Origin of the sequence: Senegalimassilia faecalis, from assembly GCF_004135645.1 — a bacterium.
Classification (GTDB): domain Bacteria; phylum Actinomycetota; class Coriobacteriia; order Coriobacteriales; family Eggerthellaceae; genus Senegalimassilia; species Senegalimassilia faecalis.
This window is the reverse complement of the sequence record NZ_SDPW01000001.1, coordinates 256,376-280,552: the sequence shown is the minus strand read 5'-3', so window position 1 is coordinate 280,552 and position 24,177 is coordinate 256,376. Positions and strand designations below refer to the sequence as shown.

17 protein-coding genes are annotated in these 24,177 nt (G+C 64.2%); 15 read left to right on the top strand and 2 right to left on the bottom strand.

Annotated features, from left to right (window positions below):
- Nucleotides 1-12: 12 nt before the first annotated feature.
- The 14 genes from secA (at nucleotide 13) to ET524_RS01155 (ending at nucleotide 18,592) form a co-directional block, all read left to right on the top strand.
- Complete coding sequence (gene secA / locus ET524_RS01220; RefSeq protein ID WP_129423001.1) at nucleotides 13-2,826, top strand: preprotein translocase subunit SecA; 2,814 nt, start codon at nucleotides 13-15, stop codon at nucleotides 2,824-2,826.
- A gap of 238 nt (nucleotides 2,827-3,064) precedes the next feature.
- A complete protein-coding gene (gene prfB, locus ET524_RS01215) occupies nucleotides 3,065-4,171 on the top strand; it encodes a peptide chain release factor 2 (RefSeq protein WP_129423000.1) in 1,107 nt (368 codons plus the stop codon).
- 122 nt (nucleotides 4,172-4,293) lie between these two features.
- Complete coding sequence (locus ET524_RS01210) at nucleotides 4,294-5,121, top strand: transketolase (RefSeq protein WP_129422999.1); 828 nt, start codon at nucleotides 4,294-4,296, stop codon at nucleotides 5,119-5,121.
- Nucleotides 5,122-5,156: 35 nt separating this feature from the next.
- Nucleotides 5,157-6,089, top strand: a complete 933-nt coding sequence (locus ET524_RS01205) for a transketolase family protein (RefSeq protein ID WP_201738817.1) — start codon at nucleotides 5,157-5,159, stop codon at nucleotides 6,087-6,089.
- Nucleotides 6,090-6,144: 55 nt separating this feature from the next.
- Nucleotides 6,145-6,987, top strand: a complete 843-nt coding sequence (ftsE, locus tag ET524_RS01200) for a cell division ATP-binding protein FtsE (protein ID WP_129422997.1) — start codon at nucleotides 6,145-6,147, stop codon at nucleotides 6,985-6,987.
- Nucleotides 6,980-7,888 carry a permease-like cell division protein FtsX gene (ftsX, locus tag ET524_RS01195; RefSeq protein WP_129422996.1) on the top strand — a complete coding sequence of 303 codons (909 nt, stop codon included), beginning with the start codon at nucleotides 6,980-6,982 and terminating at the stop codon, nucleotides 7,886-7,888. Before ftsE ends, ftsX begins: the two co-directional genes overlap by 8 nt.
- 13 nt (nucleotides 7,889-7,901) lie before the next feature.
- A complete protein-coding gene (locus tag ET524_RS01190; protein WP_129422995.1) occupies nucleotides 7,902-9,191 on the top strand; it encodes a S41 family peptidase in 1,290 nt (429 codons plus the stop codon).
- Nucleotides 9,192-11,165, top strand: coding sequence for a ribonuclease R (gene rnr, locus ET524_RS01185; RefSeq protein ID WP_129422994.1), 1,974 nt, complete (start codon nucleotides 9,192-9,194; stop codon nucleotides 11,163-11,165). It begins immediately after the preceding gene.
- 222 nt (nucleotides 11,166-11,387) lie between these two features.
- Nucleotides 11,388-12,350: a nitronate monooxygenase gene (locus tag ET524_RS01180; protein ID WP_129422993.1), complete on the top strand. Its 963-nt coding sequence runs from the start codon at nucleotides 11,388-11,390 to the stop codon at nucleotides 12,348-12,350.
- 13 nt (nucleotides 12,351-12,363) lie between these two features.
- On the top strand, nucleotides 12,364-13,296 hold the full coding sequence (locus ET524_RS01175) for an ACP S-malonyltransferase (RefSeq protein WP_236648225.1): 933 nt from the start codon (nucleotides 12,364-12,366) through the stop codon (nucleotides 13,294-13,296).
- A 3-nt stretch (nucleotides 13,297-13,299) separates the two neighbouring features.
- On the top strand, nucleotides 13,300-14,064 hold the full coding sequence (gene fabG, locus ET524_RS01170) for a 3-oxoacyl-[acyl-carrier-protein] reductase (protein ID WP_129422992.1): 765 nt from the start codon (nucleotides 13,300-13,302) through the stop codon (nucleotides 14,062-14,064).
- A complete protein-coding gene (fabF, locus tag ET524_RS01165; protein WP_129422991.1) occupies nucleotides 14,061-15,341 on the top strand; it encodes a beta-ketoacyl-ACP synthase II in 1,281 nt (426 codons plus the stop codon). The genes fabG and fabF overlap by 4 nt, the downstream gene beginning before the upstream one ends.
- Nucleotides 15,342-15,592: 251 nt before the next feature.
- Nucleotides 15,593-16,045, top strand: coding sequence for a 3-hydroxyacyl-ACP dehydratase FabZ (gene fabZ / locus ET524_RS01160; protein ID WP_201738591.1), 453 nt, complete (start codon nucleotides 15,593-15,595; stop codon nucleotides 16,043-16,045).
- 39 nt (nucleotides 16,046-16,084) lie between these two features.
- Nucleotides 16,085-18,592 (top strand): acetyl-CoA carboxylase carboxyltransferase subunit alpha, encoded by a 2,508-nt coding sequence (locus ET524_RS01155; protein ID WP_129422990.1) that lies wholly within the window; start codon nucleotides 16,085-16,087, stop codon nucleotides 18,590-18,592.
- A gap of 75 nt (nucleotides 18,593-18,667) precedes the next feature.
- Here the strand turns inward: ET524_RS01155 and ET524_RS01150 are convergent, their stop codons facing one another.
- Nucleotides 18,668-22,015 (bottom strand): DEAD/DEAH box helicase, encoded by a 3,348-nt coding sequence (locus ET524_RS01150; RefSeq protein WP_129422989.1) that lies wholly within the window; start codon nucleotides 22,013-22,015, stop codon nucleotides 18,668-18,670.
- A 364-nt stretch (nucleotides 22,016-22,379) separates the two neighbouring features.
- On the opposite strand from ET524_RS01150, the gene ET524_RS01145 reads away from it, so the two are divergent.
- Nucleotides 22,380-23,477: a linear amide C-N hydrolase gene (locus tag ET524_RS01145; RefSeq protein ID WP_129422988.1), complete on the top strand. Its 1,098-nt coding sequence runs from the start codon at nucleotides 22,380-22,382 to the stop codon at nucleotides 23,475-23,477.
- Between the two features lie 46 nt (nucleotides 23,478-23,523).
- On the opposite strand, the gene ET524_RS01140 is transcribed toward ET524_RS01145, so the two are convergent.
- Nucleotides 23,524-24,111, bottom strand: a complete 588-nt coding sequence (locus ET524_RS01140) for an NUDIX hydrolase (protein WP_129422987.1) — start codon at nucleotides 24,109-24,111, stop codon at nucleotides 23,524-23,526.
- Between the last annotated feature and the right edge of the window lie 66 nt (nucleotides 24,112-24,177).

The following is a 24,177-nucleotide window of genomic DNA, read 5'->3' as shown; positions in this document are numbered from 1 at the left end:
AATGGCGCTCATATGGCAGGTTTCCTCTCGAAGCTGTTGACGTTCGGTGAAGGCAAGCAGCTGAAGAATTACCAAGCCCTTGCCGCGAAGATTGGCAGCCTTGAACCCGATATGCAGGCAAAATCCGACGAAGAGCTGTGCGCAGTCACCGCAGCGCTGCGCGAGCGCATGGCGGGCGGCGCCACGGAATCCGACGTGCTGCCCGAAGCGTTCGCAGCCGTGCGCGAGGCATCGGTGCGCACGCTTGGCATGCGTCACTTCGACGTGCAGCTTATCGGCGGCATGGCGCTCAATGACGGGCAGATCGCCGAGATGCGCACGGGCGAAGGTAAGACGCTCGTGTCCACGCTGGCCGGCTATCTCAACGCGCTGTCGGGGCAAAACGTCCATATCGTCACCGTTAACGATTACCTGGCTCGCCGCGACAGCCAATGGATGGGCAAGATATATCAGTTCCTCGGCATGAACGTGGGCCTGATCCAAAACGGCATGCGCCCCGATATGAAGAAGCGCGCCTATCAGGCCGACGTCACGTACGGCACGAACTCCGAGTTCGGCTTCGACTATCTGCGCGACAACATGGTCACGCGTGCCGAAGCGCGCGTGCAGCGCGGACACCATTTCGCCATCGTCGACGAGGTTGACTCCATCCTCATCGACGAAGCGCGCACGCCGCTTATCATCTCGGGCGCGGGCACGCAGGCGGCCGACACGTACAACAAGTTCGCGCGCGTCATGCCTGCCTTGAAGCTTGATGAAGACTTCGAGATGGACGAGGCGAAGAAAACCATCAACGCCACCGAGTCGGGCCTCACGAAAATCGAGACGATGCTTGGCATCGACGACATCTACGCCGACCCGTCCGGCCAGCTGCCGAACCACTTGCAGCAGGCTCTAAAGGCGCAGTTCCTTTTCCACCGCGATGTTGACTACGTGGTGGTCAACGGCGAGGTGAAGATCGTCGACGAGTTCACGGGCCGCATCATGGAAGGCCGCCGCTACTCCGAGGGCCTGCACCAGGCGCTTGAAGCCAAGGAACACGTGCAAGTGCGTGAGGAGAACCAAACGCTGGCCACCATCACGCTGCAGAACTACTTCCGCCTGTACGACAAGCTTTCGGGCATGACCGGTACCGCCATGACCGAGGACGCCGAGTTCCGCCAGATCTACAAGCTGCCCGTCGTGGCCATTCCGCCGAACAAGGAAGTGAAGCGTATCGACGAGGACGACCTGATCTATCGCACCATCGATGCGAAGTTCAACGCCGTGGCCGACGACGTTGCCGCACGTCACGAAGCAGGCCAGCCTTGCCTTATCGGCACGGTGTCCATCGAAAGCTCCGAGAGGCTCTCGCGCCTGCTTGACAAGCGCGGCATCAAGCACGAAACGCTGAACGCGAAGAACCACGAGCGCGAGGCGCATATCATCGCGCAGGCCGGCCGCGTCGGCGCCGTCACCATCGCTACGAACATGGCTGGCCGCGGTACCGACATCTTGCTTGGCGGCAACCCCGAGGTGCTTGCCGACGATGTGCTGCTTGCGCGCGGGTTGAACCCCGACCTTGAGCCGGGCGCCCAGCCCGCCGAGGAGGGCGGCTTGCCGGCACCTTCCGAGGGTCAGCGCAAAGAGGCGCTTGCCCAAGCCAAGGCTACGTGCAAGCTTGAGCAGCAGCGCGTGCTCGAAGCCGGCGGCCTGTGCGTCATCGGCACCGAGCGCCACGAATCGCGCCGTATCGACAACCAGCTGCGCGGCCGCGCCGGTCGTCAGGGCGACCCGGGCACCACGCAGTTCTACCTGTCGCTTGAAGACGACCTGATGCGTCTGTTCGGCGGCGCGCGTATGGACAAAATCGGCGCCATGATGGAGAAGACGAACATGCCTGACGACATGCCCATCCAGGCGTCCATGGTGTCGAAGGCCATCGAATCGGCTCAGCGCCAGGTTGAAAGCATGCACTTCGCCGCACGTAAAAACGTGCTGGAATACGACGACGTCATGAACCTGCAGCGCAAGGCCATCTACGAAGAGCGCAACGCCATTCTTGACGGTAAGGACATGGAAGGCCGCATCCCCCAGATCGTGGCCGACGCCGTTGCCGCCGTGGTGGAGGAGAACTGCCCCGAGAAGCTGCCGTCCGACGACTGGGATTGCAAGGCCGTGGACAGCTGGGTAGCCAACATGACAGGCCGAACGGATTTCCATGCCGCCGAGGTCGATCACGACGACGACCCCGAGCAGCTGTGCGAAGCGCTTGATGAGTATCTTGACGGCGTGGTGGAAGCTAAAACGCAGGAGCTTGGCGAGCCTATCATGCGCATGCTGGAATCCCAGGTCATGCTGCGCATCATCGACCGTCGCTGGATGGCGCACCTGCAGGACATGGATTACCTGAAAACGGGCATCGGCCTGCGCGCATTTGGCCAGCGCGACCCGCTGGTTGAATATAAGAACGAGGCGTACAAGGCGTTCAGCAACCTGACACACTCCATGTACGAGGAATATCTGCGCACGCTTTTGCGCCTGCAGGTTGCCGTGCAGCAGAACGCCCCGCAGATGCCGGCCGAGCCTGACCCGCTTGCGGGACGTATAAGCTACTCGAACCCCGAGCAGGCGCTTGGCCAAACGGGCGTCGGGTCTGCCGTGGCACAGCATCAGGCGCAGCAGCGCGCCGCCCAGGCCGGTGCGCCGGCGCCGAAGCCCGCGCCGCAGAAGGCCCAAACCTACGTGAAGGACAAGGACGACCCGTTCGCCAACGTTGGGCGCAACGATCCTTGCCCGTGCGGTAGCGGCTTGAAGTTCAAGAAGTGCCACGGAAAGAACCTGTAAGTTCCTTCTGAATGAACCCGATGCGAGCCTTTCCCCTTGCTGCGCTTTCCTTGCGGCGGGGGAGGGGCTTGCTCTGTTTAAGAGGCTGAAGGCTAGGGCTGCAGACGGCGTGATGCGCTCGTTCGGGTTCGCGCGCTTTTCGGCAGGGGGTTGGCCTTCTGCCATGTGCGAAAAACCTATGCACTCTTGCGCCCTGCCCTCGGCAGTGGGGGCGCTTTGCTGCTACTATAAAAAAACTATGGCTGATAAAGAACTGAAAGATATCGAGCAGATTGCGCAGCGCGTCGCCGACGCGCACGCGTTTTTGCATATCGACGATAAAACGGCGCAGCTGGTGGCGCTTGATGCGCAGATCGCCGCGCCCGGGTTTTGGGACGATGCCGCGCATGCGCAAAGCGTGTCGAAGGAAGCCAGCGCGCTGCGCGACGTCATCGACGATTATCGCGCCGCGCAAGGCTTGCTTGACGATGCCCGCGCCGCGCATGAGCTGGCGGGCGAGGACCCGGCGTTCGCCGAAGAGGTCCAATCCACGCTTGAGGTGCTTGACGCGAAGCTCGACCAGCTTGAGATTACCAGCTGGTTCTCGGGCCGCTTCGACGCTGGTGATTGCATTTTGACCGTAAGCCCCGGTCAGGGCGGCCTTGAGGCCCAGGACTGGACGGACATGTTGTACAACATGTACACGCGCTATGCCGATCTGAAAGGTTGGAAGGTCCGCGTGCTTGACCTGGTGCCCGGCGCCGAGGCCGTCGGTCTGAACAAGGTCACGCTGCAAATCGAAGGCCGCCTTGCTTACGGCATGCTGCGCAGCGAGAACGGCGTGCATCGCCTTGTGCGCATCAGCCCCACCGACGTGAAGCAGCGGCGCCACACTACGTTCGCCGCGGTTGAGGTGCTGCCGGTGCTGCCCGACGACATCGAGGTCAACCTTGACATGAACGACGTGCGCGTCGACGTGTACCGTTCAAGCGGACCGGGCGGGCAGTGCGTCAACACCACCGACTCGGCCGTTCGCCTCACGCACCTGCCCACGGGCATCGTGGTGACGTGCCAAAACGAAAAATCCCAGCTGCAGAACAAAGAAGCCGCCCTGCGCGTGCTGAAAGCCAAGCTGTACGAGATCGAGGAGCAGAAGCGCCGCGAACAGATCGACGAGCTGCGCGGCGATCGCATGGAGAACAGCTTCGGCAGCCAGATTCGCAACTACGTGCTGTTCCCGTATCAGCTGGTCAAAGATGTGCGCAGCGGCGTGGAAACGGGCAACGTCGACGCGGTGCTTGGCGGCGACATCGACGAGTTCGTGGTGGGCTACCACAAGTGGCGCGTCTCCACGCAAGAGGAGTAGCGCTGCACCGCGGCCGCCATGCGGGGCTGCGGCAAGCAATTGCGATAGCGGGACGCGGCTGAAATGCAGCCAGAGCGTTCCCTGTTGATAGGAAAACGTCAAACTGACGAAAGGACGATGGAATGACCGAGCTTGAGCTGCGGGCATGCGACATGCGCATCGACATCGTGCGCATGATCGCGGAGGCGGGAAGCGGACACCCCGGTGGGTCGCTTTCGTGCACCGATATCCTCACCGCGCTGTATTTCGGCGGTGTGATGGACCATAACCCTGAGGACCCGAAGTGGGAGGGTCGCGACCGCTTCATCCTTGCGAAGGGCCATGCGGCGCCGGCGCTGTACGCCGTGCTTGCTCACGCCGGCTACTTCCCGCGTGAAGAGCTCTCCACGCTGCGCAAGCTTGGCACGCGCCTGCAGGGCCATCCTGATTGCAACCTGTGCCCGGGCGTCGAGGTTTCCACCGGCTCGCTGGGCCAGGGCCTGTCCATCGCTGCCGGCGCCGCTGCCGGCCTGAAGCTGGCCGGCAAGCCGCAGCGCGTGTTCTGCCTGCTAGGCGACGGCGAGTGCGAAGAAGGTCAGGTGTGGGAGGCCGCCATGTGGGCTGCTCACGAGGGCCTCGATAACCTGGTGGCCATCGTCGACCGCAACCACCTGCAGATCGACGGCGACACGGCCGACGTGTGCGACCCGGGCGACATGGTGGCGAAGTTCGCCGCGTTCGGCTGGAACGCCAGCACCGTCGACGGCCACGACATCGATGCGCTTGTTGCTGTGCTTACCGCTGCGAAGACGGCTGCGGATGGCAAACCGCACGTGCTGGTGGCGAACACCATCAAGGGCAAGGGCGTGTCGTTCATGGAAAACCAGGCCGGTTGGCACGGCAAAGCCCCCAACGCTGAGCAAACCGAGCAGGCCGTGGCCGAGCTTGAGGCCGCGAAGAAGGAGGCATAGCCGTGGTACAGCTTGCAAACGAAGAACAGTCCCGCATCAAGCGCGCCACGCGCGCTGCGTATGGCGTCACGCTTGCCGAGCTGGCAGGCCAGGGCGTGCCCGTGGTGGCCGTTGATGCCGACCTGACCGGCTCCACCACCACGAAGAAGTTCGCCGAAGCCGGCTATGCCGACCGCCTGTTCAACTGCGGCATCGCCGAGCAGAACATGATCGACGTGGCCGCCGGCCTTGCCACGTGCGGCAACGTTGCCTTTACCGGCAGTTTTGCCGTGTTCGGCACCGGTCGCGCTTACGACCAGATCCGCAACACCGTGTGCTACTCGAACCTCAACGTGAAGGTTGCCCCCACGCACGCCGGCGTGTCCGTAGGCCCCGACGGCGGCAGCCACCAGATGCTCGAGGACATCTCGCTTATGGCCGGCCTGCCGAACATGCGCGTGCTCGTGCCGGCCGACTACGCCGCCGCTTGCGCCGCGCTGCGCCTGGCCGCTGCAACGCCGGGGCCGGTATACGTGCGCATGGGCCGCGCTTCCGTGCCTGCCGTGTACGCCGATGGCGTTGAGCTGGAGCTCGGCCGCGCCTACGTGCTGCGCGAAGGCACCGACGTCACCATCGTGGCGTGCGGCGTGGAAGTGGAGCAGGCGCTTGCTGCTGCCGAGGAGCTGGCGGCGGAAGGTGTTTCCGCCGAGGTCATCGACGCGTTCTCTGTCAAGCCGCTTGACCGTGAGACCATCGTGGCCTCCGCGAAGAAGACGGGCCGCGTCGTGGTCGCCGAGGAGCACAGCGTGCACGGCGGCCTTGGCGCAGCCGTGGCGCAGGCGCTGGTCGAAGAGCATCCCGTTCCCATGCAGTTCATCGGCATGAACGACCGCTTCGGCAAATCAGGCGAGTTCGAAGAGCTTATGGCGTACTTCGGCCTGGATTCGAAGGCGATTGTCAAAGCTGTGAAAAGGCTCACGGCCAACTAGGGGTTCTGCTAGAATCTGTTCGTCTCAGTACATCACTACATGAATGGAGCAAACTGTGACGAATAGTATGAGCCAAGGTGCTCCTGCGCGCCCTGGGCGGCACGCAGCAGCGCATGCGGCGCCGGCGCGACAAGTGACGTCGCAGCTGTCGGCATCGCTTCCGGTGCTTGAAATTGATGATACTCCGCAGCAGTCGGGTACACCTGTTATCACGTTCGATCATGTGTCGAAGGTGTACCCGGCCCAGCCTAACAAGCCCGCACTCAACGATATCTCCCTGCAAATCTACGCAGGCGAGTTCGTGTTTTTGGTGGGCCATTCCGGTTCCGGTAAAACCACGTTCATCCGCATGCTCATCCGCGAGGTGAAGCCCACGTCGGGCCACATCTACATCGCCGATGAGGATCTTGCTAGCATGCGCAATTGGCGCGTGCCGTACCTGCGCCGCAACATCGGCTGCGTGTTCCAGGACTTCAAGTTGCTGCCGAACAAAACGGTATTCGAAAACGTTGCGTTCGCACTTGAGGTAATCGGCAAATCCCGCCACGTCATCAAAACGCAGGTGCCCGAGGTGCTGCGCCTTGTAGGCCTGCAGGACAAGTTGAACAAGCGCCCGGACCAGCTTTCCGGTGGCGAGCAGCAGCGCGTGTCCATTGCCCGCGCCATCGTGAACCGTCCTCCGGTCCTTATCTGCGACGAGCCTACGGGCAACCTTGACCCGCAAACGTCTCGCGGCATCATGGACCTGCTCGAGCGTATTAACCGCACCGGCACCACCGTCGTCGTTGCAACGCACGACCGCGAAATGGTGGACAACATGCGTCGTCGCGTCATCGCGCTTGACCGCGGCAACCTGACGCGCGACCAAGATCGAGGGGTGTACGGTTTCGATGTCTAGTTTCTTTTACTTTCTCAAGGAGTCGCTGATCGGCTTCACGCGCAACCTTTCCACGGCGCTTGGTTCCATCGTCACCATCTTCCTGTCGCTTTTGATCATCGGCATCTTTTTGGTGGGCGGCTCTGTGGTGAACAACGTGGTGAAGTCCGTCGAGCAAGAGGTCAACATCACGGTGTGGATCGCCGACGACGCCTCCAGCTCCGATATCCAGTCGCTGCAGTCGGCCATCCAGTCCATGAGCGCCGTTTCCTCGGTCAGCTTCACGGACAAAGATCAGGCGCTTGAGAACTTCAAGAAGTCCTCAAGCTCGGACATTGCCGAGTCGCTTGACGGTCAGAACCCGCTTCCGGCTTCCATCGACGTCGAGCTGTCCGACCCGCAGCTGGTCGAGGACGTTGCCAACCAGATCGAGGCGAACACCACGTTCCAGAAGATCTGCGACAACCCGTCCGATCCTTCTGACTCGCTGCGTTACGGCGAGAAGACGGTCGACCGCCTGTTCCAGCTTACCAGCTATGTTCGCGTCATCGGCGTGGCGCTTATCGCGCTGCTCATCTTCATCGCGCTCGTGTTCATCAACAACACCATTCGCTTGGCTATTCTTGCTCGCCGCAAGGAAATCGCCATCATGCGTTTGGTGGGCGCGTCGAACGGGTTCATCCGCGGGCCGTTTTTGATGGAGGGCGCTTTGCACGCCATCATCGGCGCGGCGCTTGCCGTGGGTTCGCTTGAGCTTTTGCGCAACCTGGCGCTGCCGCAGCTGCAAAACGCGCTGACGTGGCTGCCCATCGACCTGTCTACCGGCACATTCGCGCTGTTCTATGTGATGCTGGCGGTGTTTGGCTTGGTCATCGGCTTGCTTGGTTCCGCATTCGCCATGCGTCGTTATCTGAAGGTGTAAAACAGGAGCTTTCGTGCCAAGGCATTTCGACAAGAAGTCATCCATAGCGGCCACTGCGCGCAAGGCGCGGGCCCGCAACATAAAGTTGGCGAAAGTGTTTTCGTGCATCATCGTCGTAGCCGCCGCGTTTGCCGGCGGCTTCGCCGTTCGCGGCAACGTTGATTTGCTCGATTCGCTGGGTCTCACGCAGCTTACCGGCAGCCCCGATGCGAAGGCGAAGGCCTCGCAGCAGCCCACTACGTACAATTCGCTTTCGGCGCGTGTGGACGAGGTGGAAGGCATCGTGAACAACGACAGCCTGGATTCGTACGATTTGGACACGGCCACCACGAAGATGCTCGATGCGTTCGCGCTGTCTACGCAGGACCCGTACCTGCGCTATTACGACGCCAGCCGCCGCACGGCCATGAACTCCAACCAGGATGCTGCGTCTTCGGGCGACGGGGTGGGCGTGCTGTTCAACGAATACAACGGCAACGCCTATGCCGTGGACGTCTTCGAAGGCTCCGATGCGCAAGCGGCCGACGTGCGTTCGGGCGATGTGGTGGTTGCCATCGACGGCGATCGCAGCCACGCGTGGTCAACGTCCGAGGTCACGGCTGCGCTTAAACGCGATGAAGGTTCGCAGGTGGTTATCACGTGGCGCCGCGGCGCGTCGCTTGACGATGCAACGGGCACGGAATTCACCACCACCCTTACCGTTACGTCCTCTACCGTGAAAAACGTCACCACCGAGCTTTCCGATTCGGTGGGCTACATTCAGCTGCGGCAGATTTCGCAGAACTCGGCCGATCTGGTGCGCCAGGCCATCTCCGACTTGGACGCGCGGGGTGCGCAGGCCTATGTGCTTGACTTGCGCGACAACCCCGGCGGTTATCTGACGCAAGCCGTGGACATTTCCAGCTACTTCGTGAAAAGCGGCACCATCGTGCGCATCGTCACCACGGGCGCTGACGAGACCACGAAAAACGCTACGGGCTCGGTGCTGACCGACAAGCCGCTGGTGGTGTTGGTGAACGGCAACACGTCTTCTGCTGCTGAGGTTATTGCTGCATCGCTGCAGGACAACCAGCGCGCTACGCTGGTGGGCGCCACCACGTTGGGCAAAGGCTCGGTGCAGGTGACGCATGATTTGTCGTTTGGCGGCGCGCTTCGTTACACCGCGGCATACTACAAAAGTCCGCTGGGCCACGACATCGACGGCCTGGGCATCAACCCTGACGTGGCCATTGCCTTGTCAAGCGACGAAGACAACCAGAAGTCGTTCGCGCTGGAAATGGCGCAGTCAATGGTGCGTGAATAGATGGGGCGCACGCGCAAGCATACGCGCCGCCGACCTCGCGCAAACCCGCATGGCGTGCTGACGGTGCACGGCGGCACGTTCGGTTTCGTGCGTACGGCCGAAGGCGAATACTTCATTCCCGAATCGAAGATGGCAGGAGCGTTCGACGGCGATCTGGTGGAAATTGCGCCGCTGCCGGCGCACGGTGCGCAGAAAGGCGCTGCCGAAGAGCGCCTCGCTGCACGCATTCTGCGCGTCATCGACCGCGCGCACGATACGGTGGTGGGCCGCTATGAGGTGGCCGAACCGTTCGGCGTGGTGGTGCCTGAAGACCGCAACATCTCCTATGACATTTTCACCATGCGCGCCGATTTCCCCGATGTGCCCGATGGGGCGCTCGTGCGCGTGCGCATGACGGCGTACCCTTCGCGCCACGAAGCAGCGTGCGGCGTTATCGAAGAGGTGCTGGGCACCGCCGAGGAAGCTACCATTTCCGTTGACGCCATCGTTGCGCGCAACAAGCTGGAAACCGTGTTCTCGGAAGGCGCGCTCGCCGAGGCGCAGGCGGCCCAGCTTGACGAGGTGGGCGCGCTTGCCGCAGGGTATCGCGACGTGCGCGACCGCTGCGTGTTCACCATCGACCCGGCCGATGCGCGAGACTTCGACGATGCGCTTTCGCTTGACCCGGCGCAGGATTTCCTGCGCGACGGTGCCGTGTGGCGCCTTGGCGTGCACATCGCCGATGTGTCGTACTACGTGCCGTGGAACAGTTCGCTTGATCTTGACGCTCGCCGCCGCGCCACCAGCGTGTATCTGGTCGACCGCGTCATCCCCATGCTTCCCGAGCAGCTTTCGAACGGCCTGTGCTCGCTCAACCCGAACGAAACGCGCCGATGCATGACGTGCGACGTGTACCTTGACCAGGACTGGAAGGCCGTCGGCTACGACATCTACCCGGCGCTTATGCGCTCGCAGGCGCGGCTGACGTACGGGCAGGTGCAGCAGGCGCTTGACGGCGATGCCGCCCTTCCCGACGACATCATGCAGCGCGTGCGGTTCCTGTCGCAGTTCGCCAAAGCGCGTATCGCAGCGCGTCAGGCAGCTGGTGGCCTCGATTTCGACTTCCCGGAAGCCCGCGTGGCGCTTGACGACGACGGCAAGCCCGTGCGCGTTGACCTGCGCCGCAAAACCGAGGCAACTTCGCTGGTGGAAGAGGCCATGATCCTGGCGAACGAGGTGGTGGCCCAGCACCTAAGCGAGCGCGGTTTCCCTGCGCTGTACCGCGTGCACGAGAAGCCTTCGCCCGATAGCTTGGCGGCGCTGCTTCCCGTGCTGCAGGAGTTCAGCTGGTTCTCTCGTATCAGCCCCGAGCGGTTCGTGGCGGGCGATGCGCACGCCATCGCGCGCGTGCTTTCCGAATCGCAGGGCCGCCTCGAGGGCAACTTGGTGCAGACGCTGGTGTTGCGCGCCATGAAGCGCGCCGCGTACAAGCCTACGTGCGACGGCCACTTCGGCTTGGCCAGCGAAGCGTATACGCACTTCACCAGCCCCATTCGCCGCTATCCCGACCTGGTGGTGCACCGCATGCTACGCGCGCAGCTGACGCGGCGCCCGCAAAAATTCGAGCAGGAAGTGGCGGCGCTGCCGTGGATAGCCGAGCACGCCTCGGACATGGAGCGCGTTGCCGAGAAGACGGCGCGCCAGTCGCAGGAGCTCAAGCTCATCGAGTACATGGCGGGCTTTCTCGGCGAGGCGTTCGACGCCACCGTGTCGGGCGTGGCGTCGTATGGCATGTACGTCAGCCTGGACAACACCGCCGAGGGCATGGTGGCGGCGCGTTATCTGGGCGACGAGTACTTCGCGTGCGATGCGGTGCGCTATCAGCTGGTGGGGCAGGACAGCGGCAAAGTGTTCCGTCTGGGGCAGCGCGTGCGCGTGGTTTTGGTCGCTGCCGATGCGAAAGCGGGCCGCCTTGACTTTCGCTTGGAAAAGTGACGCCTTCTTCAGCTATCGGGCTCTTTTACTACGCAGGTGAATCTTCATGCATTCATAACCGCACGTCAAATGCGTGTGGGGTTTGAACGCAACGCGCAGATAACGTGAAACGCTGTGGCGGCGGGTTGCATGGTCGCGACGTTGGACTAACATACTCGGGTACGAAAATCGGGCGCATGTTGTGCGCTGTCTGCACCGCGCAAGAAGAGGAACAAAACAGAAATGAATACTCGCATCACCGAACTTCTGGGCATCGAGGTGCCCATCATCCAGGGTGCTATGGCGCGCATCGCCGACGCCAGCTTGGCCGGCGCCGTCAGCGAGGCGGGCGGGCTTGGCATCATCGCGTGCGGCGGCGCTCCGCTGTCGTGGGTCGAGGAGCAGGTGCGCGCCGCCCGCGCCGTCACGGACAAGCCCCTCGGCGCGAACGTCATGCTCATGGATCCCAACGCCGCCGAGTTGGCGCGCCTGCTGGTGGACCTGAAAATCGACGTGGTCACCACGGGCGCCGGCAGCCCCGCCAACTACATGGACATGTGGAAAGAGGCCGGCATCAAGGTGATCCCCGTAGTTGCCACCACCGCGCTTGCGCGCCGCATGGAGCGCCTTGGCGCCGATGCCGTGGTCGCCGAAGGCACCGAAAGCGGCGGGCATGTGGGCGAGCTCACCACCATGGCGCTGGTGCCGGCGGTGTGCGACACGGTGTCCATCCCCGTCATCGCTGCCGGCGGCATTGCCGATGGGCGCGGCATCGCGGCCGCGTTCGCGCTGGGCGCCGAGGGCGTCCAGATGGGCACGCGCTTTCTGACGGTGGAGGAGTGCACGGTGGCCGACGCCTACAAAGAGCGCGTGCTGGCCGCGAAGGATTCTGACACCATCGTCACCGGCCGCGGCAGCGGGCATCCGGTGCGCTGCCTGAAGAACAAGTTCGCGCGCAACGTGCGCAAGCTTGAGGCCGACATGGCGAAAAACGGCGACGAGCTTGAGGCCATGTACGCCGGCAGCCTTCGCCGTGCCGTGGAGGGCGATGTTGACAACGGTTCCATGATGGCGGGCCAGGTGGCGGCCTTAGTGCACGAGCGCAAGACGGCGCGCCAGGTCATCGACGAGCTGATGGAGCAGGCGCTCTCTCGCGGCGCACGCGACTTGCAGCAAGCGGCCGACGCCAACGCGCAGCGCGCATAAAGGGGGCGTGAACGTGAATCCCGTCTTTTTGTTCTCCGGCCAGGGCGCGCAAAAGCCCGGCATGGGCGCTTCGCTTATGGAAGTCACGGAAGTGGCGCAAACGCTGGCGTGCGCATCCGATGTGCTGGGCTATGACGTGGCCGACGTCATGCTGAACGCCCCGGCTGAAAAGCTCAACGATACGCGCTTCGCCCAACCGGCTATGTGCGCGTTGTCCGTGGGCATCGCGCATGCGCTTGAAGCGCGCGGCGCGCGGCCTTCCGCCGTGCTGGGCTTCTCGCTTGGCCAGGTCAGCGCGCTTGCCGTCTCCGGCATGCTTTCCGATGCCGACACGTTTGCCTTCGTTGCCGAGCGTGCGCGCCTTATGGCCGAAGCCGCCGAGCAGCACCCCGGCGTGATGAGCGCGTTTCTGAAAGCCGACGAGCAAAGCGTGACCGAGGTGTGCCAATCGTGCGCCGAAGGTCAGGTGCTGGTGCCGGCGAACTTCAACGCCCCTGGTCAGATTGTTGTTTCCGGCGAAGTTGCGGCGGTGGAGCGCGCTGAGGCCGCGTGGGCGGTGGCGGGCAAGCGCTTCTCGCGCCTTGCCACGTCCGGCGCCTTCCACAGCCCGCTTATGCAATCTGCGGCCGAGGGCCTTGACGCGTACCTGGCCAACGTCGCGTTCGCCGAGCCTTCCGTGCCGCTTATCTGCAATACCGACGCCAGCCCGCTTCGCGCTGCCGATGCGCGCGAGCACCTGGTGCGCCACCTCACGCACCCCGTGCGTTTTCAGCAAAGCGTCCAAGCGCTTGTGGCGCAGGGCGAAACCGCGTTCGTGGAGGTTGGCTTCGGCGGCGTGCTGACGAACCTGGTCAAGCGCATCGATCGCACCGCCGCGCGCGCCTGCGTGCAGGACGCCGAATCATTCGAGTCTTTCGTTGCGCGCTGCGCAACCGATGAGGAGTAACCCATGAGCGAAACGAACGATACCCAGCGCAAAAGCGCGCTGGTCACCGGCTCTTCGCGCGGCATCGGGCTGGCTGTTGCCAGCGAGCTTGCGCAGGCCGGCTACAACGTGTGCCTGAACTGCTCTAGCGAACGCGGCCTTGCCGCGCTGCAGGAACACGCCGATGCGCTTGCGGCGCGATACGGCGTGCAGACGCTTGCCGTGGCGGCCAGCGTGGGCAATGCCGATGAGGCCAGCGCGCTGGTTTCCGTGGCTCATAAGGCGTTTGGCCGCCTTGACGTGCTGGTGAACAATGCCGGCATCACCCACGACGGGCTGATGGTGCGCATGAAGGAGGAAGACTTCGACAACGTCATCAACGTGAACCTCAAAGGCACGTTTTTGTGCTGCAAGGCCGCGGGCCAGATCATGATGAAGCAGCGCTATGGGCGCATCATCAACATGAGCAGCATCTCGGGCATCGGCGGCAACGCCGGCCAGGTGAACTATGCGGCTTCGAAGGCCGGCGTCATCGGGCTGACGAAGACCATCGCGCGCGAGCTGGCGGCGCGCGGCGTCACGGCGAATGCCGTGGCCCCCGGGTTCATTGCCACGGACATGACCGACGCGCTGTCCGAAAAGCAGCGCGAGGCCATCGGCGCGCAGATTCCGCTCAAGCGCTTCGGGCGGGCGGCCGATGTGGCGCACCTGGTGCGTTTTTTGGCAAGCGAAGAGGCCGGCTACATTACCGGCCAGGTCATTTGTGTTGACGGAGGTTTGGCACTATGAGCGAGCAGGTAGCGAACACGCAAGTCAGGCGCGCGGACGGCACGCACCGCGTCGTCATCACGGGCATGGGCGCCGTCACGCCGGCGGGCGTGGGCGTTCAGGCGCTGTGGGATGCCGTCATGGGCAAGCGCTGCTGCGTGCGCCCCATCACGCACTTCGATGCAAGCGACTACGAGGTGCGCATCGCGGCCGAGGTGCCCGATTTCGACGCCACGGAATATGGCTTGACGAAGAAGGAGGCGCGCCGCTTCGAGCGCTTCGTGCAGTACGCGCTCATCGCCGCCGACGAGGCCATGGCGCAGGCGGGCGTCAACATGGACGACGAGGACCCCACGCGCGCCGCGGTGGTGTTCGGCGCGGGCATCGGCGGCATCGACGAGCTGCAAAAGGGTTTCCGCACGCTTGACGAGAAGGGTCCTAAGCGCGTGAACCCGCTGTTCATCCCCACGATGATCGGCAACATGGCCGCCGGCCACATCGCCATCCGCTACGGCATGCGCGGCGAGTGCATCGACGTGTCCACCGCGTGTGCCACCGGCGCGCACAACATCGGCTCGGCCGTGCGCTCCATCCGCCACGGCTATTGCGACCTGGCGCTTGCCGGCGGCTCCGAGGAATCGGTGAACCCCATCTGCATCGCGGGCTTCACGAACCTTGGTGCTCTGACGCATGCCGAGGACCCGCAGGCGGCGTCCATGCCGTTCGACGTGCGCCGCAGCGGTTTCGTGGCGGGCGAAGGCGGCGCGGTGCTGGTGCTGGAATCGCTGGAGCATGCGCTGGCGCGCGGTGCGAAGCCCATCGCCGAGATCACCGGTTTCGGCTCGACGGGCGACGCTTACCACATGACGGCGCCGAACCCCACTGGCGAGGGCATCCAGCGCGCCATGCAGCAGGCGCTTGACGAGGGCGGTTTCACCGTGGCCGACCTGGGGCACGTGAACGCGCATGGCACGTCCACGCATGCCAACGACGCCACCGAGGCTGCGGCGCTCATCGCGCTTGCTGGCGATGAGCTGGGGCGCAAGATTCCCATCACGTCGGTGAAGGGCTCGCTGGGCCACACGCTGGGTGTCGCCGGCGCGGTTGAGGCCGTGGTCACCGCGCTTTCGGTGGCCAATCAGTGCGTGCCGCCCACGGCAGGTTTTGCCCAGCCCGACCCCGAGTGCCCCGTGAACGTGGTGTCCGAGCCGCTGCAGAACTACCCTCAGAAAGTAGCGCTGTCGAACTCGCTCGGCTTCGGCGGCCACAACGCCGTTCTTGCTGTTTCGCCGTTCTAGGTGGTTCCGTCTGCCTGTCGGCAGCCGGACCTACTCGACGCTGTGGCCGCCTGCAGCACCCCAGCTTGCGGCGAACCCAAGGGCTTGCGTACCAAAGTACGCGGCGCCCTTGCGTTCCCCACAATCTAGGGCACTGCAGGCACCCTCGCTGACTTTGGTGCGACCTGGGGGTCGTACATTCGAGGTTGCGGGTTAAGCGATGGTTCTTCTCAGGTATTTGACCTGGGATTTTGTTGGTTAGGAATTCTTCTATGTTGGACATTTCTTATCCTTGTGGGCGCGATGTTATCGAGCAGGTGCTGCCGCATCGCGATCCATTTGTGTGGGTGAGCCGCGTGGTTGCGTGCGAGCCGGGCGTTTCCATTACGGCCGAGCTTGACGTTGACCCTAAGCTGCCGCTGTTCGCCGGCCATTTCCCCGGCCATCCGGTGCTGCCCGGCGTCATCATCATGGAGGCGCTGGCGCAGACGGCGTCGTTTTGCGCGCTGGTGGGTCGCGACGAGCCCGGCGTGCTGGGATTTTTCGCCGGCATCGACAAGGCGAAGTTCCGCAACCAGGTGCAGCCGGGCGACACGCTGACGCTGAAGGCAACCATTACGCGCAACTCGTCGCGCATGGTGGTCGCCGACGTGGAGGCGCTCGTGGGCGATAAGGTTGCGGCCACGGCCACGCAGAAATACGTCATGGCGAAAGCCGAGCAATAGCAGGTAACGGGCGGGCATGCCGCCTTGAAGGATTTGATCATGAAACGCACGAAAACAGGGTACATCACGTTCGATAGCGAGGGCTCGTTCGTCAATTCGCGCACAGATGGCAGCGGCGCGCAACCGCACGATGCGGCTGTTGCGTACCGTTTGACGCGCATCGCCGTGGAGGCGCGCGCCCAGTCTGCCGTTGCTCCGAATGCGCTGGACGCTGCGGACATGTCCACGTATGTGGACGCCGCCGAAGTGGTTTCGCCCGTGCGTGAAGAAGCCGCCGATGCGCCTGTGGCGCTGGTGGTTTCCCGTGGCCGTGCCGTGAAGAAGATCCTGCTTGCGGTGCAAGATGCCGGCATGGTGGCCGCGGCGGCCTACACCGAGGAGCGTGCCGGCGATGCGTACCTGCGCGCTGCCGATGTGCGCGCGTGCCTGCCCGGCAAAGGCGGCGACGCGCTGTTTGCCAACGGCTATGCCGTGCTTGAGGCTGCCCGCGCTTGCGGCGCTGCGGTGGTATTGCTGGGCGAGGAATCTCTGGCGCTTGCCGAGGTTGACACGTTTTTGGCGCGCGCCGCGGCCGATGACATCCGCGTGTTTCGCCCGCTGGGCAATTCGCCGCAGTTCGGCTGGGTGCTTTGCGCCACGGACAAGCCGGCAAACGTGTGCGGCACGTGGCGGACGTGTCCGAAGTGCGGCATGAAGTTCGACAGCACCAGTTTGGCCGCTTCGCACTTCGCCTGCCCGAATTGCGGCGGATACCTGCGCATGACGTCGTCGGAGCGCATCGACAATCTGCTTGACGACGGATCGTTCATCGAGTGGGACGAGGGGCTTCAGGAAACCGACCCGCTGAATTTCCCGGGTTACCTGGACAAACTTGCTGCCCAGCGCGAAAAATCGGGCCTTGAGGAAGGCGTGCGCACGGGTGAGGGCTGCATCGCGGGCCTGCGCCTGGCCATCGGCATCATGGAGTCAACGTTTTTCATGGGCTCTATGGGCAACGTGGTGGGCGAGAAGGTCACGCGCCTGTTCGAGCGCGCCACGCGCCTGCACCTGCCCGTCGTCATCTTCACCGCTTCGGGCGGCGCGCGCATGCAAGAGGGCCTTGTGTCGCTTATGCAGATGGCGAAGACGTCGTGCGCTATCCAGCGCCACGCCGAGGTGCATCTGCCGTATATCTCGGTGCTTACCGATCCCACCACCGGCGGCGTGACGGCTTCGTTTGCCATGGACGGCGACATCATCTTGGCCGAGCCGCACGCGCTTATCGGGTTTGCCGGCCAACGCGTCATCCGCGACACCATTCGCCAAGAGCTTCCCGAAGGGTTCCAGACGGCGGAGTTCGCGCTTGAGCACGGGCTTATCGACGCCATCGTGCCGCGCCCGGATTTGCGCGCCACGCTTGCGCATCTGCTGGCGCTGCATCTGTCCACATCGAAGCAGGCCACGGGCGCGGCGCACAACGCCGGCGACCGCGACATCCTTGTCAGCTATCAGGCCGTGTGCGACAACCTTCAAGCTGGCACCGGCACGTACAACACCGTGATGTATACCGATTTGAAGCCTGAACCCGCGTGCGTGGCCAAAGGGCGCGTGCGCGATCGGTTGTACGATGCGCTTCCGGCGGGTCTGCGTGCGGATGCGAACCGCACGTCGGTCAGCCGTCGCGTTGAGCGCGCTATCGCGAAGGGCGGCTTCGATGCTGAAGGTGACTCGTCGCTTGACGCCGACGACGCCGCGCTCGTGCAGGAAGCAGTTACCATGTCGGCGGAAAACCGCGCGTGGCAAAGCGTGCAGCTGGCGCGCAACGTGCATCGTCCCACGTCAGTTGCGTATATCAACGCAATGGTCGATGGGTTCATCGAGCTGCATGGCGATCGCGGCTTCGCCGACGACGGCGCCATCATCGGCGGCGTCGGCTGGATCGGCGGGCGCGCCGTCACCGTTATCGGCCAGGAAAAGGGCGCCGACCTCAAGCAGCGCATCGCGCGCAATTTCGGTTGCCCGCAGCCCGAGGGGTATCGTAAGGCGCTGCGCCTTATGCGCCAGGCTGAGAAGTTCCGCCGTCCTATCGTGTGCTTGGTGGACACGCAGGGCGCTTTCTGCGGCACCGAGGCCGAGGAGCGTGGGCAGGGCAACGCCATCGCCGACAACCTGGTTGCCATGGCCGGCCTGAAGGTGCCGGTGGTTACCGTGCTTTTGGGCGAAGGCGGGTCGGGCGGCGCGCTGGCGCTGGCCGTTGCCAACCGCGTGGCCATGCAGGAGCACGCCGTGTACTCCGTGCTGTCGCCTGAAGGGTTTGCGTCCATCCTGTGGAAGGACCGCACGCGCGCGCCCGAGGCGGCGGCCGTCATGAAGATGAGCGCGCACGAGTCTTGCGAGCTGGGCATCATCGATGACGTGGTGTCCGAGGGTCCGCGCCCGGCGCACGAGAACCCCGAGGCGGCCGAGCGAAACGTTAGCGAATACGTGCGCGAAGCTCTTGACGAGCTGTGCGCCTTAAGCGAGCAAGAGCTGCTTGAACAGCGCTACCAGCGTTTCCGCAAGTTCTAGTTCGGCGAATGCGAAAAGAGCCGGTCCCTGTGGGGCCGGCTCTTTTGTTGCTGGCAGGCGGTGATGACGCCGCGTTTACTCCCCAAGCAAGTCGATGAGCTCGTCGGTGCTCAAGCTCGCAAGCGACATGCCCGCCGCGCCGATGACCTGGTCGGCCAGCTTGCTCTTCTCTTCCTGCAGGTGCAGGATGCGCTCCTCGATGGTGCCTTTCGCGATAACCTTCTGCACGCTTACCACGCGCGTTTGCCCGATGCGGTGCGCGCGGTCCGTGGCCTGCTGCTGCGCGGCGGCGTTCCACCACGGATCGGCGTGGATGACCACGCTGGCGCCCGTTAGGTTCAACCCCGTGCCGCCGGCTTTCAGCGACACCAGGAACACGGGCACGTCGTTACTGTTGAACTCGTTGACCATGTCCACGCGGTCTTTCTTCGGCGTGGAGCCCGTGATGGTGTAGTACGTGATATCGGCCTCGTCAAGGCGCTGCGCGATCAGCTCCAAGAAGCTGGTGAACTGGCTGAATATCAGCGTTTTCTCGCCGCCGTCGCGCGCCGAGGACACCAGCTCCATGATAGCGTCGAGCTTTGCGCCGTGCCCGCGGTAGTTCTCGAACACCAGGCGCGGGTCGCAGCACAGCTGCCGCAGGCGCATGAGCTCGGCCAGCACCTCCACGTTGGACACCTGCTCGCCGGCTGCGCGCTTGGCCTGGCGCTCCTTGCGCTCGCGGCGCTGGCGCGTCAGCTCTTCACGCAGGTGTTGCTCGTGGGCGCGGTACAGCTTCAGCTGCTGGCCCTCAAGCGGCGCGTACACCACGCTTTCCAGCTTGTCGGGCAGGTCGGTCAGCACGTCGGCCTTCTGGCGGCGCAGAATGAACGGCCCGGTTGCTGCCGTCAGGCGCGCGGCCACGTCTTCATCGCCGCCGACGATGGGCAGCTCGAAGCGCTCGCGGAACCGCGCGTAGGGGCCAAGCAGCCCCGGCATCAGAAAGTCGAAGATGCTCCACAGCTCGGACAGGCGGTTCTCCATGGGCGTGCCCGTCAGCGCGAAGCGGTGCCGCGCGCCGAGGCGCTTGATGGCGCGCGTGGTCAGCGTTGCGGGGTTCTTGATGTATTGCGCCTCGTCAAGCGCGCACAGGTAGAACTCGCGCCCGGCGTAATCGGGCGAGTCGATGCGCGCGAGGTCGTACGACGTCACCAACACATCAACCGGTGAAAGCTGGTCACCGGCATTAGGCGCGCTGCCGGAATCGGCCGTGCCTGCAGCGGCGGCCAGCTGCGCGTCGTACGCGGAAAACGCCCGGCCGCGGATAACCTTGCGCTCGGCGGCGTTGCCCACCACGGCGGCAACGGAAAGCCCCGGCGCGAACCGCTCGAACTCGGCCAGCCAGTTGTACACCAGCGACGAAGGGCACACGATCAAGCTGGGCCCCACGCCGCGCGCCTCCTGCGCCCGCGCTACCAGCAAGCTGATAAGCTGCACGGATTTGCCCAGGCCCATCTCGTCGGCCAGGATGCCGCCGAACCCTGCGTCCACGCGCGCCGAAAGCCAGCGGAAGCCCTCCACCTGGTAGGGGCGCAGCGTGGCCGTCAGCCCTTCGGGAACGCTGTAGTTCGTCTCGTTCACGCGATGGAAGTTTTCCAGGTACTGCGCGAAGCTGCGGTCGCGGTCAAGGTTTTGCTCCTCGTCCAGGTAAAACGCGCGAAACGACGGCAGCTCCACCACGCCGCTTGCAAGCTCTTTCTGCGTGATGCCCAGATCGGACGCCAGCCGGTCAAGCTGCGACAGGTCGAAGTCCTCCAGGTCCACGAACGCGCCGCCGCGCAAGCGGTGGTAGCGCTTTTTCTTTCGGTAGCTGGCCAGCATAGCCGCAAGCTCGACAGGCGCCAAGTCGCCGGCATCCACCGTCAGGTTGATAAGGTTGCCCGACAGCGACACGCCCAGGCTCAACCGCGGCTTCTCGTCTTTGATAAGCCTGTCGAACGCCGGCGTGGTGAACACGTCGCCCAGCGTGCGGAACTCGGAAAGCCCTGTGAACACCAGGCGGGCCACGGCGTCTTCCTCGGACAGCGCGATGGATGCGCTCTCGGGGCCGAAGAAGCGCTCGATAAGCGCGGATGCCTTCGCCTCAACGCGCTGGTTGCGCAGCGGCGCCGGTCCTGTGGGTTTATCGCCTTCGGCCGCCTTCGGCACCTGCCCGCGCAGCGCGAAGCGGTGCTGGTCGTACACGGCCTGCGCGCCGATGTGCACGTGCTTCGCCGATTTGTCGAAGTAGAACTCCAGCTTGCAGGGAACGGGGCGATAGGCGTTTATCTCGTCCGGCGCGCTGACCTGCATTTGCGATTCGATAAGCGGCAGCGCCGCCGCGCAGAACAGCGGCATGTCCCCGTCGGCAATGAACAGGGTGTTCTCGTCGCTGTCATACACGGTGCGCAAAAAGTCGGCGCAGCGCGCGAACGCCGCCGAGCAGCGGTGCACCACGTCGTTGCCAAGCCACACGTACAGCTGCCCCGCCTGCTCGGCGATGCGGATGCGCTCGCCGCGCTCGATGGTCCAGCCGTGCTCGGCGCGCGCAAGGCCCAGCGAGATGGCGGGGTCCTCGCGCACCACGCGTACGCGCTCAACCGTTGGCGTGGCGAAATCGGCGCCGTGGATAGAGAACACGTCGCCCTCAAGCAGGTCGAGCAGCTCCACCGCTTCGGCTTCCGAAAGCTGCAGCGTGCGTCCCACCTGGGCCGTTTGGCGGCGCAGCCATGCCGGGCCGTCGTCGGCCGCCTCGCGCATGGAGCACGCGCGCTCGATGAACTGCGCCACGGCGCGCGAGCGGTCGTCGAACAGGGCGGGGGCGTGCGTGAACGACAGCTTCTTGCCGTAAGCGTACGCTTCGCCGCGGCGCATGCGCTCGGCGAACTCGCTGAGCGACTTCACCACATACGGCGTGCCCGCCGGCCCCGAGATGCGAAACGCCGCCGACCACAGGCCGTAGCCGAACGACAGCTCGGCGTGCAGGCGCACCGAGCCGGCGGGCGTGTCCTCGGCGTCAAGCGCTTCGGTGCGCTTCATGAACTCGGCGATGCACGCCGACGACTGCGCGGTGCGGTGCGCCTGGTAGCCCATGAACGTGTCGGGGCGCTCCGAAAACGTCAACGCCAGCGCCACGCAGTGCTTGCACATGCCGTTGTATTCGCGAAACGCCGGGCACGTGCACGAGTAGTCCACCACGTCGCCGGCATCCTCGTCGAGCGTCACCGACGTGCGGTAGCGGTCGTCCCATCCGCTGCTTGAGGCAACGAACGCGCTGATGATGGACTCGTCGGCGTCGTAGCGCACCTGCTTGGTCAGGATGTTGCGATCCGACGCGGCGATGGCACGCCCACGCGCAAGCGCGCGCGGGTTGCATTGCGAGGCGATGGGCTTTTCCAAGTTCATGACGGCTGGCTTCCTTCCTTACAACCTCATGTTGTGCAAACGTCTATTTTAGCGCACATTGGCAAGCCCGCCCGCCGCCGGGCGGCGATGATTGCACAGCGTCTCCCCGTGGCTGCCAGCGGCTTCAGGTCTTGGCACGTAATCGAGCGCGCTTTCGGAAGGCGGACGGCGAAGGTGAATCGCGGTGATAGGTACATCTCGATGTGTTGACCTCGTTGCATTGACAGTGAGGTTGCCGCCGTGTTCGTGCGGCGATGCGGCCCATTAGTGCCGTTGCCTGGTGCTGGCGTTGGCAGGGTGGCGAAGTGTGCGATAATTCCGCCATAAGCAAACGCGCGCGGCGCGTACGTTGAAAGGGGCTGCTATGAAGCTTGGCGAAGTGTTCGGCACGGTTGCGGCATGCGCGGCGGGAGCGGCGGTCGGCGCCGGCATCGGACTGTACGGCCCGCGCGCCCACGCGCTTTCGACGGTTCGCCAGATCACGCACGCCGAGGGTGCGTACAACCTGTATGCCATGGACGTCACGTACCCCTATAACCTCGACCGTTTGATCGACCGTGGCCTCGGCGGCGACCAGGACACGGCCGACGCCATTTTCCGCGAGGCGCTGCCGTTTCTGCCTGCACACATGCAGGCGCCCGAATTCGGCTGCAGCGCGTTCGCGCTTAACGTCGGCGATCAGGTGCTTATGGGCCGCAACTACGACTTCAAGCTGGACACGTCGGCCATGCTTGTGCACTGCGCGCCGAAGGGCGGCTACGAGTCCATCGCGTTCGCCGCGCTTGACAACGTGCACGCAAACAATCCGTTCGCGGACGTGAAGTCGCGCCTGGCGTGCTTGGCTGCGCCGTTCGTGTGCCTTGACGGCGTGAACGAGAAAGGCGTTTCCATCGCCGTGCTGACGCTTGACAGCAAGCCCACGCACCGCGTCACCGGCAAGCCCGTGCTGTCAACGCCGCTGGTCATTCGCCTGGTGCTTGACCGCGCCGCTACCACGCAGGAGGCCGTCGACCTGCTGCTTGCCCACGATATGTTCGCCACCAGCGGGCGCGACTACCATTACTACATCACGGACGCCTCAGGCGACGGTCGCGTGGTCGAATACGATTGCGACAGCCCCGAGCGCCTGCCAGTGGTCACGCCGTGCCGCCAGGTCACGAACTTCTTCGTCATGCACGAGGGGCTGGTTAAGCCGAACCAGAAAAACGGCCGCTACGGGCACGGGCGCGAGCGCTACGACGCCATCGAGGCGGTGCTTGACGGCGCGCCGGTCGGCGAAGACGCGCAGGTAACGGCCTGGCGCGCGTTGGCCGCCGCCGCGCAAGAGCCCAACCCTGAAGACGTCACCAGCAACACGCAGTGGTCGGTGGTCTTCGACAACAAGAACCTCACGGCCGACATAGCCATCCGACGCCGCTTCGATGACGTCCACCATGCAGACATCCACGGCAACATCATCTGAATGTACGAGGTGCTGCAAATTCCGGTTGATATCGGTTACCGGTTGTCTAGTTGATGGCGAACCTCGGCGCCAATTCGCGCGTTTTCGCGATGAGCTTGCGGTAGATGCGGTCGCGGATCCATGGTTCGGTTGATAGCGCAACGGCGTCGTCAAGCGGCACCCAGCGCACGCCGCTGTTCTCGTCGACCTTGATGCGCACTTGCTCGGCCGGGTCTGCCACGGCCAGGTACGTGACGTTGAGGTGCAGATGCGAGCTGACGTAAGCGCCGCGCTTCTCGTGCCCATCGACGGTGAGCACCTCGCAGGACAGCAGGTTGCCCGGCCCGCACGGCACCAGTTTCGCGTGCGCAACGCCCGTTTCCTCGGCAAGCTCGCGCAGCGCCGCGGCTGCAAGGTCGCGCTGCCCGTCGGCGTGCCCGCCGATCCAACTCCACGAGTCGTAGATGTTGTGGTACACCAGCAGCGTTTGAGTGAACGTGGGGTTCACCGTCCATATGGAGCACGCCATGTGCGCCGGCGACGTGCGGTCGAACGCCTCAGGGTCGCTGGCAAGGCGCTGCAATATGAAGTCGCGGTCGGCCGCTTCTTGTTCGCATGACGGCGAAAACGCGCGCAGATCTTCGGCAATTCCCATTGGTGCTCCCAACATGGTCTTGATACGGAAACGACCCGGCGCAGGCCGGGTCGCGGTTCGCTTGCT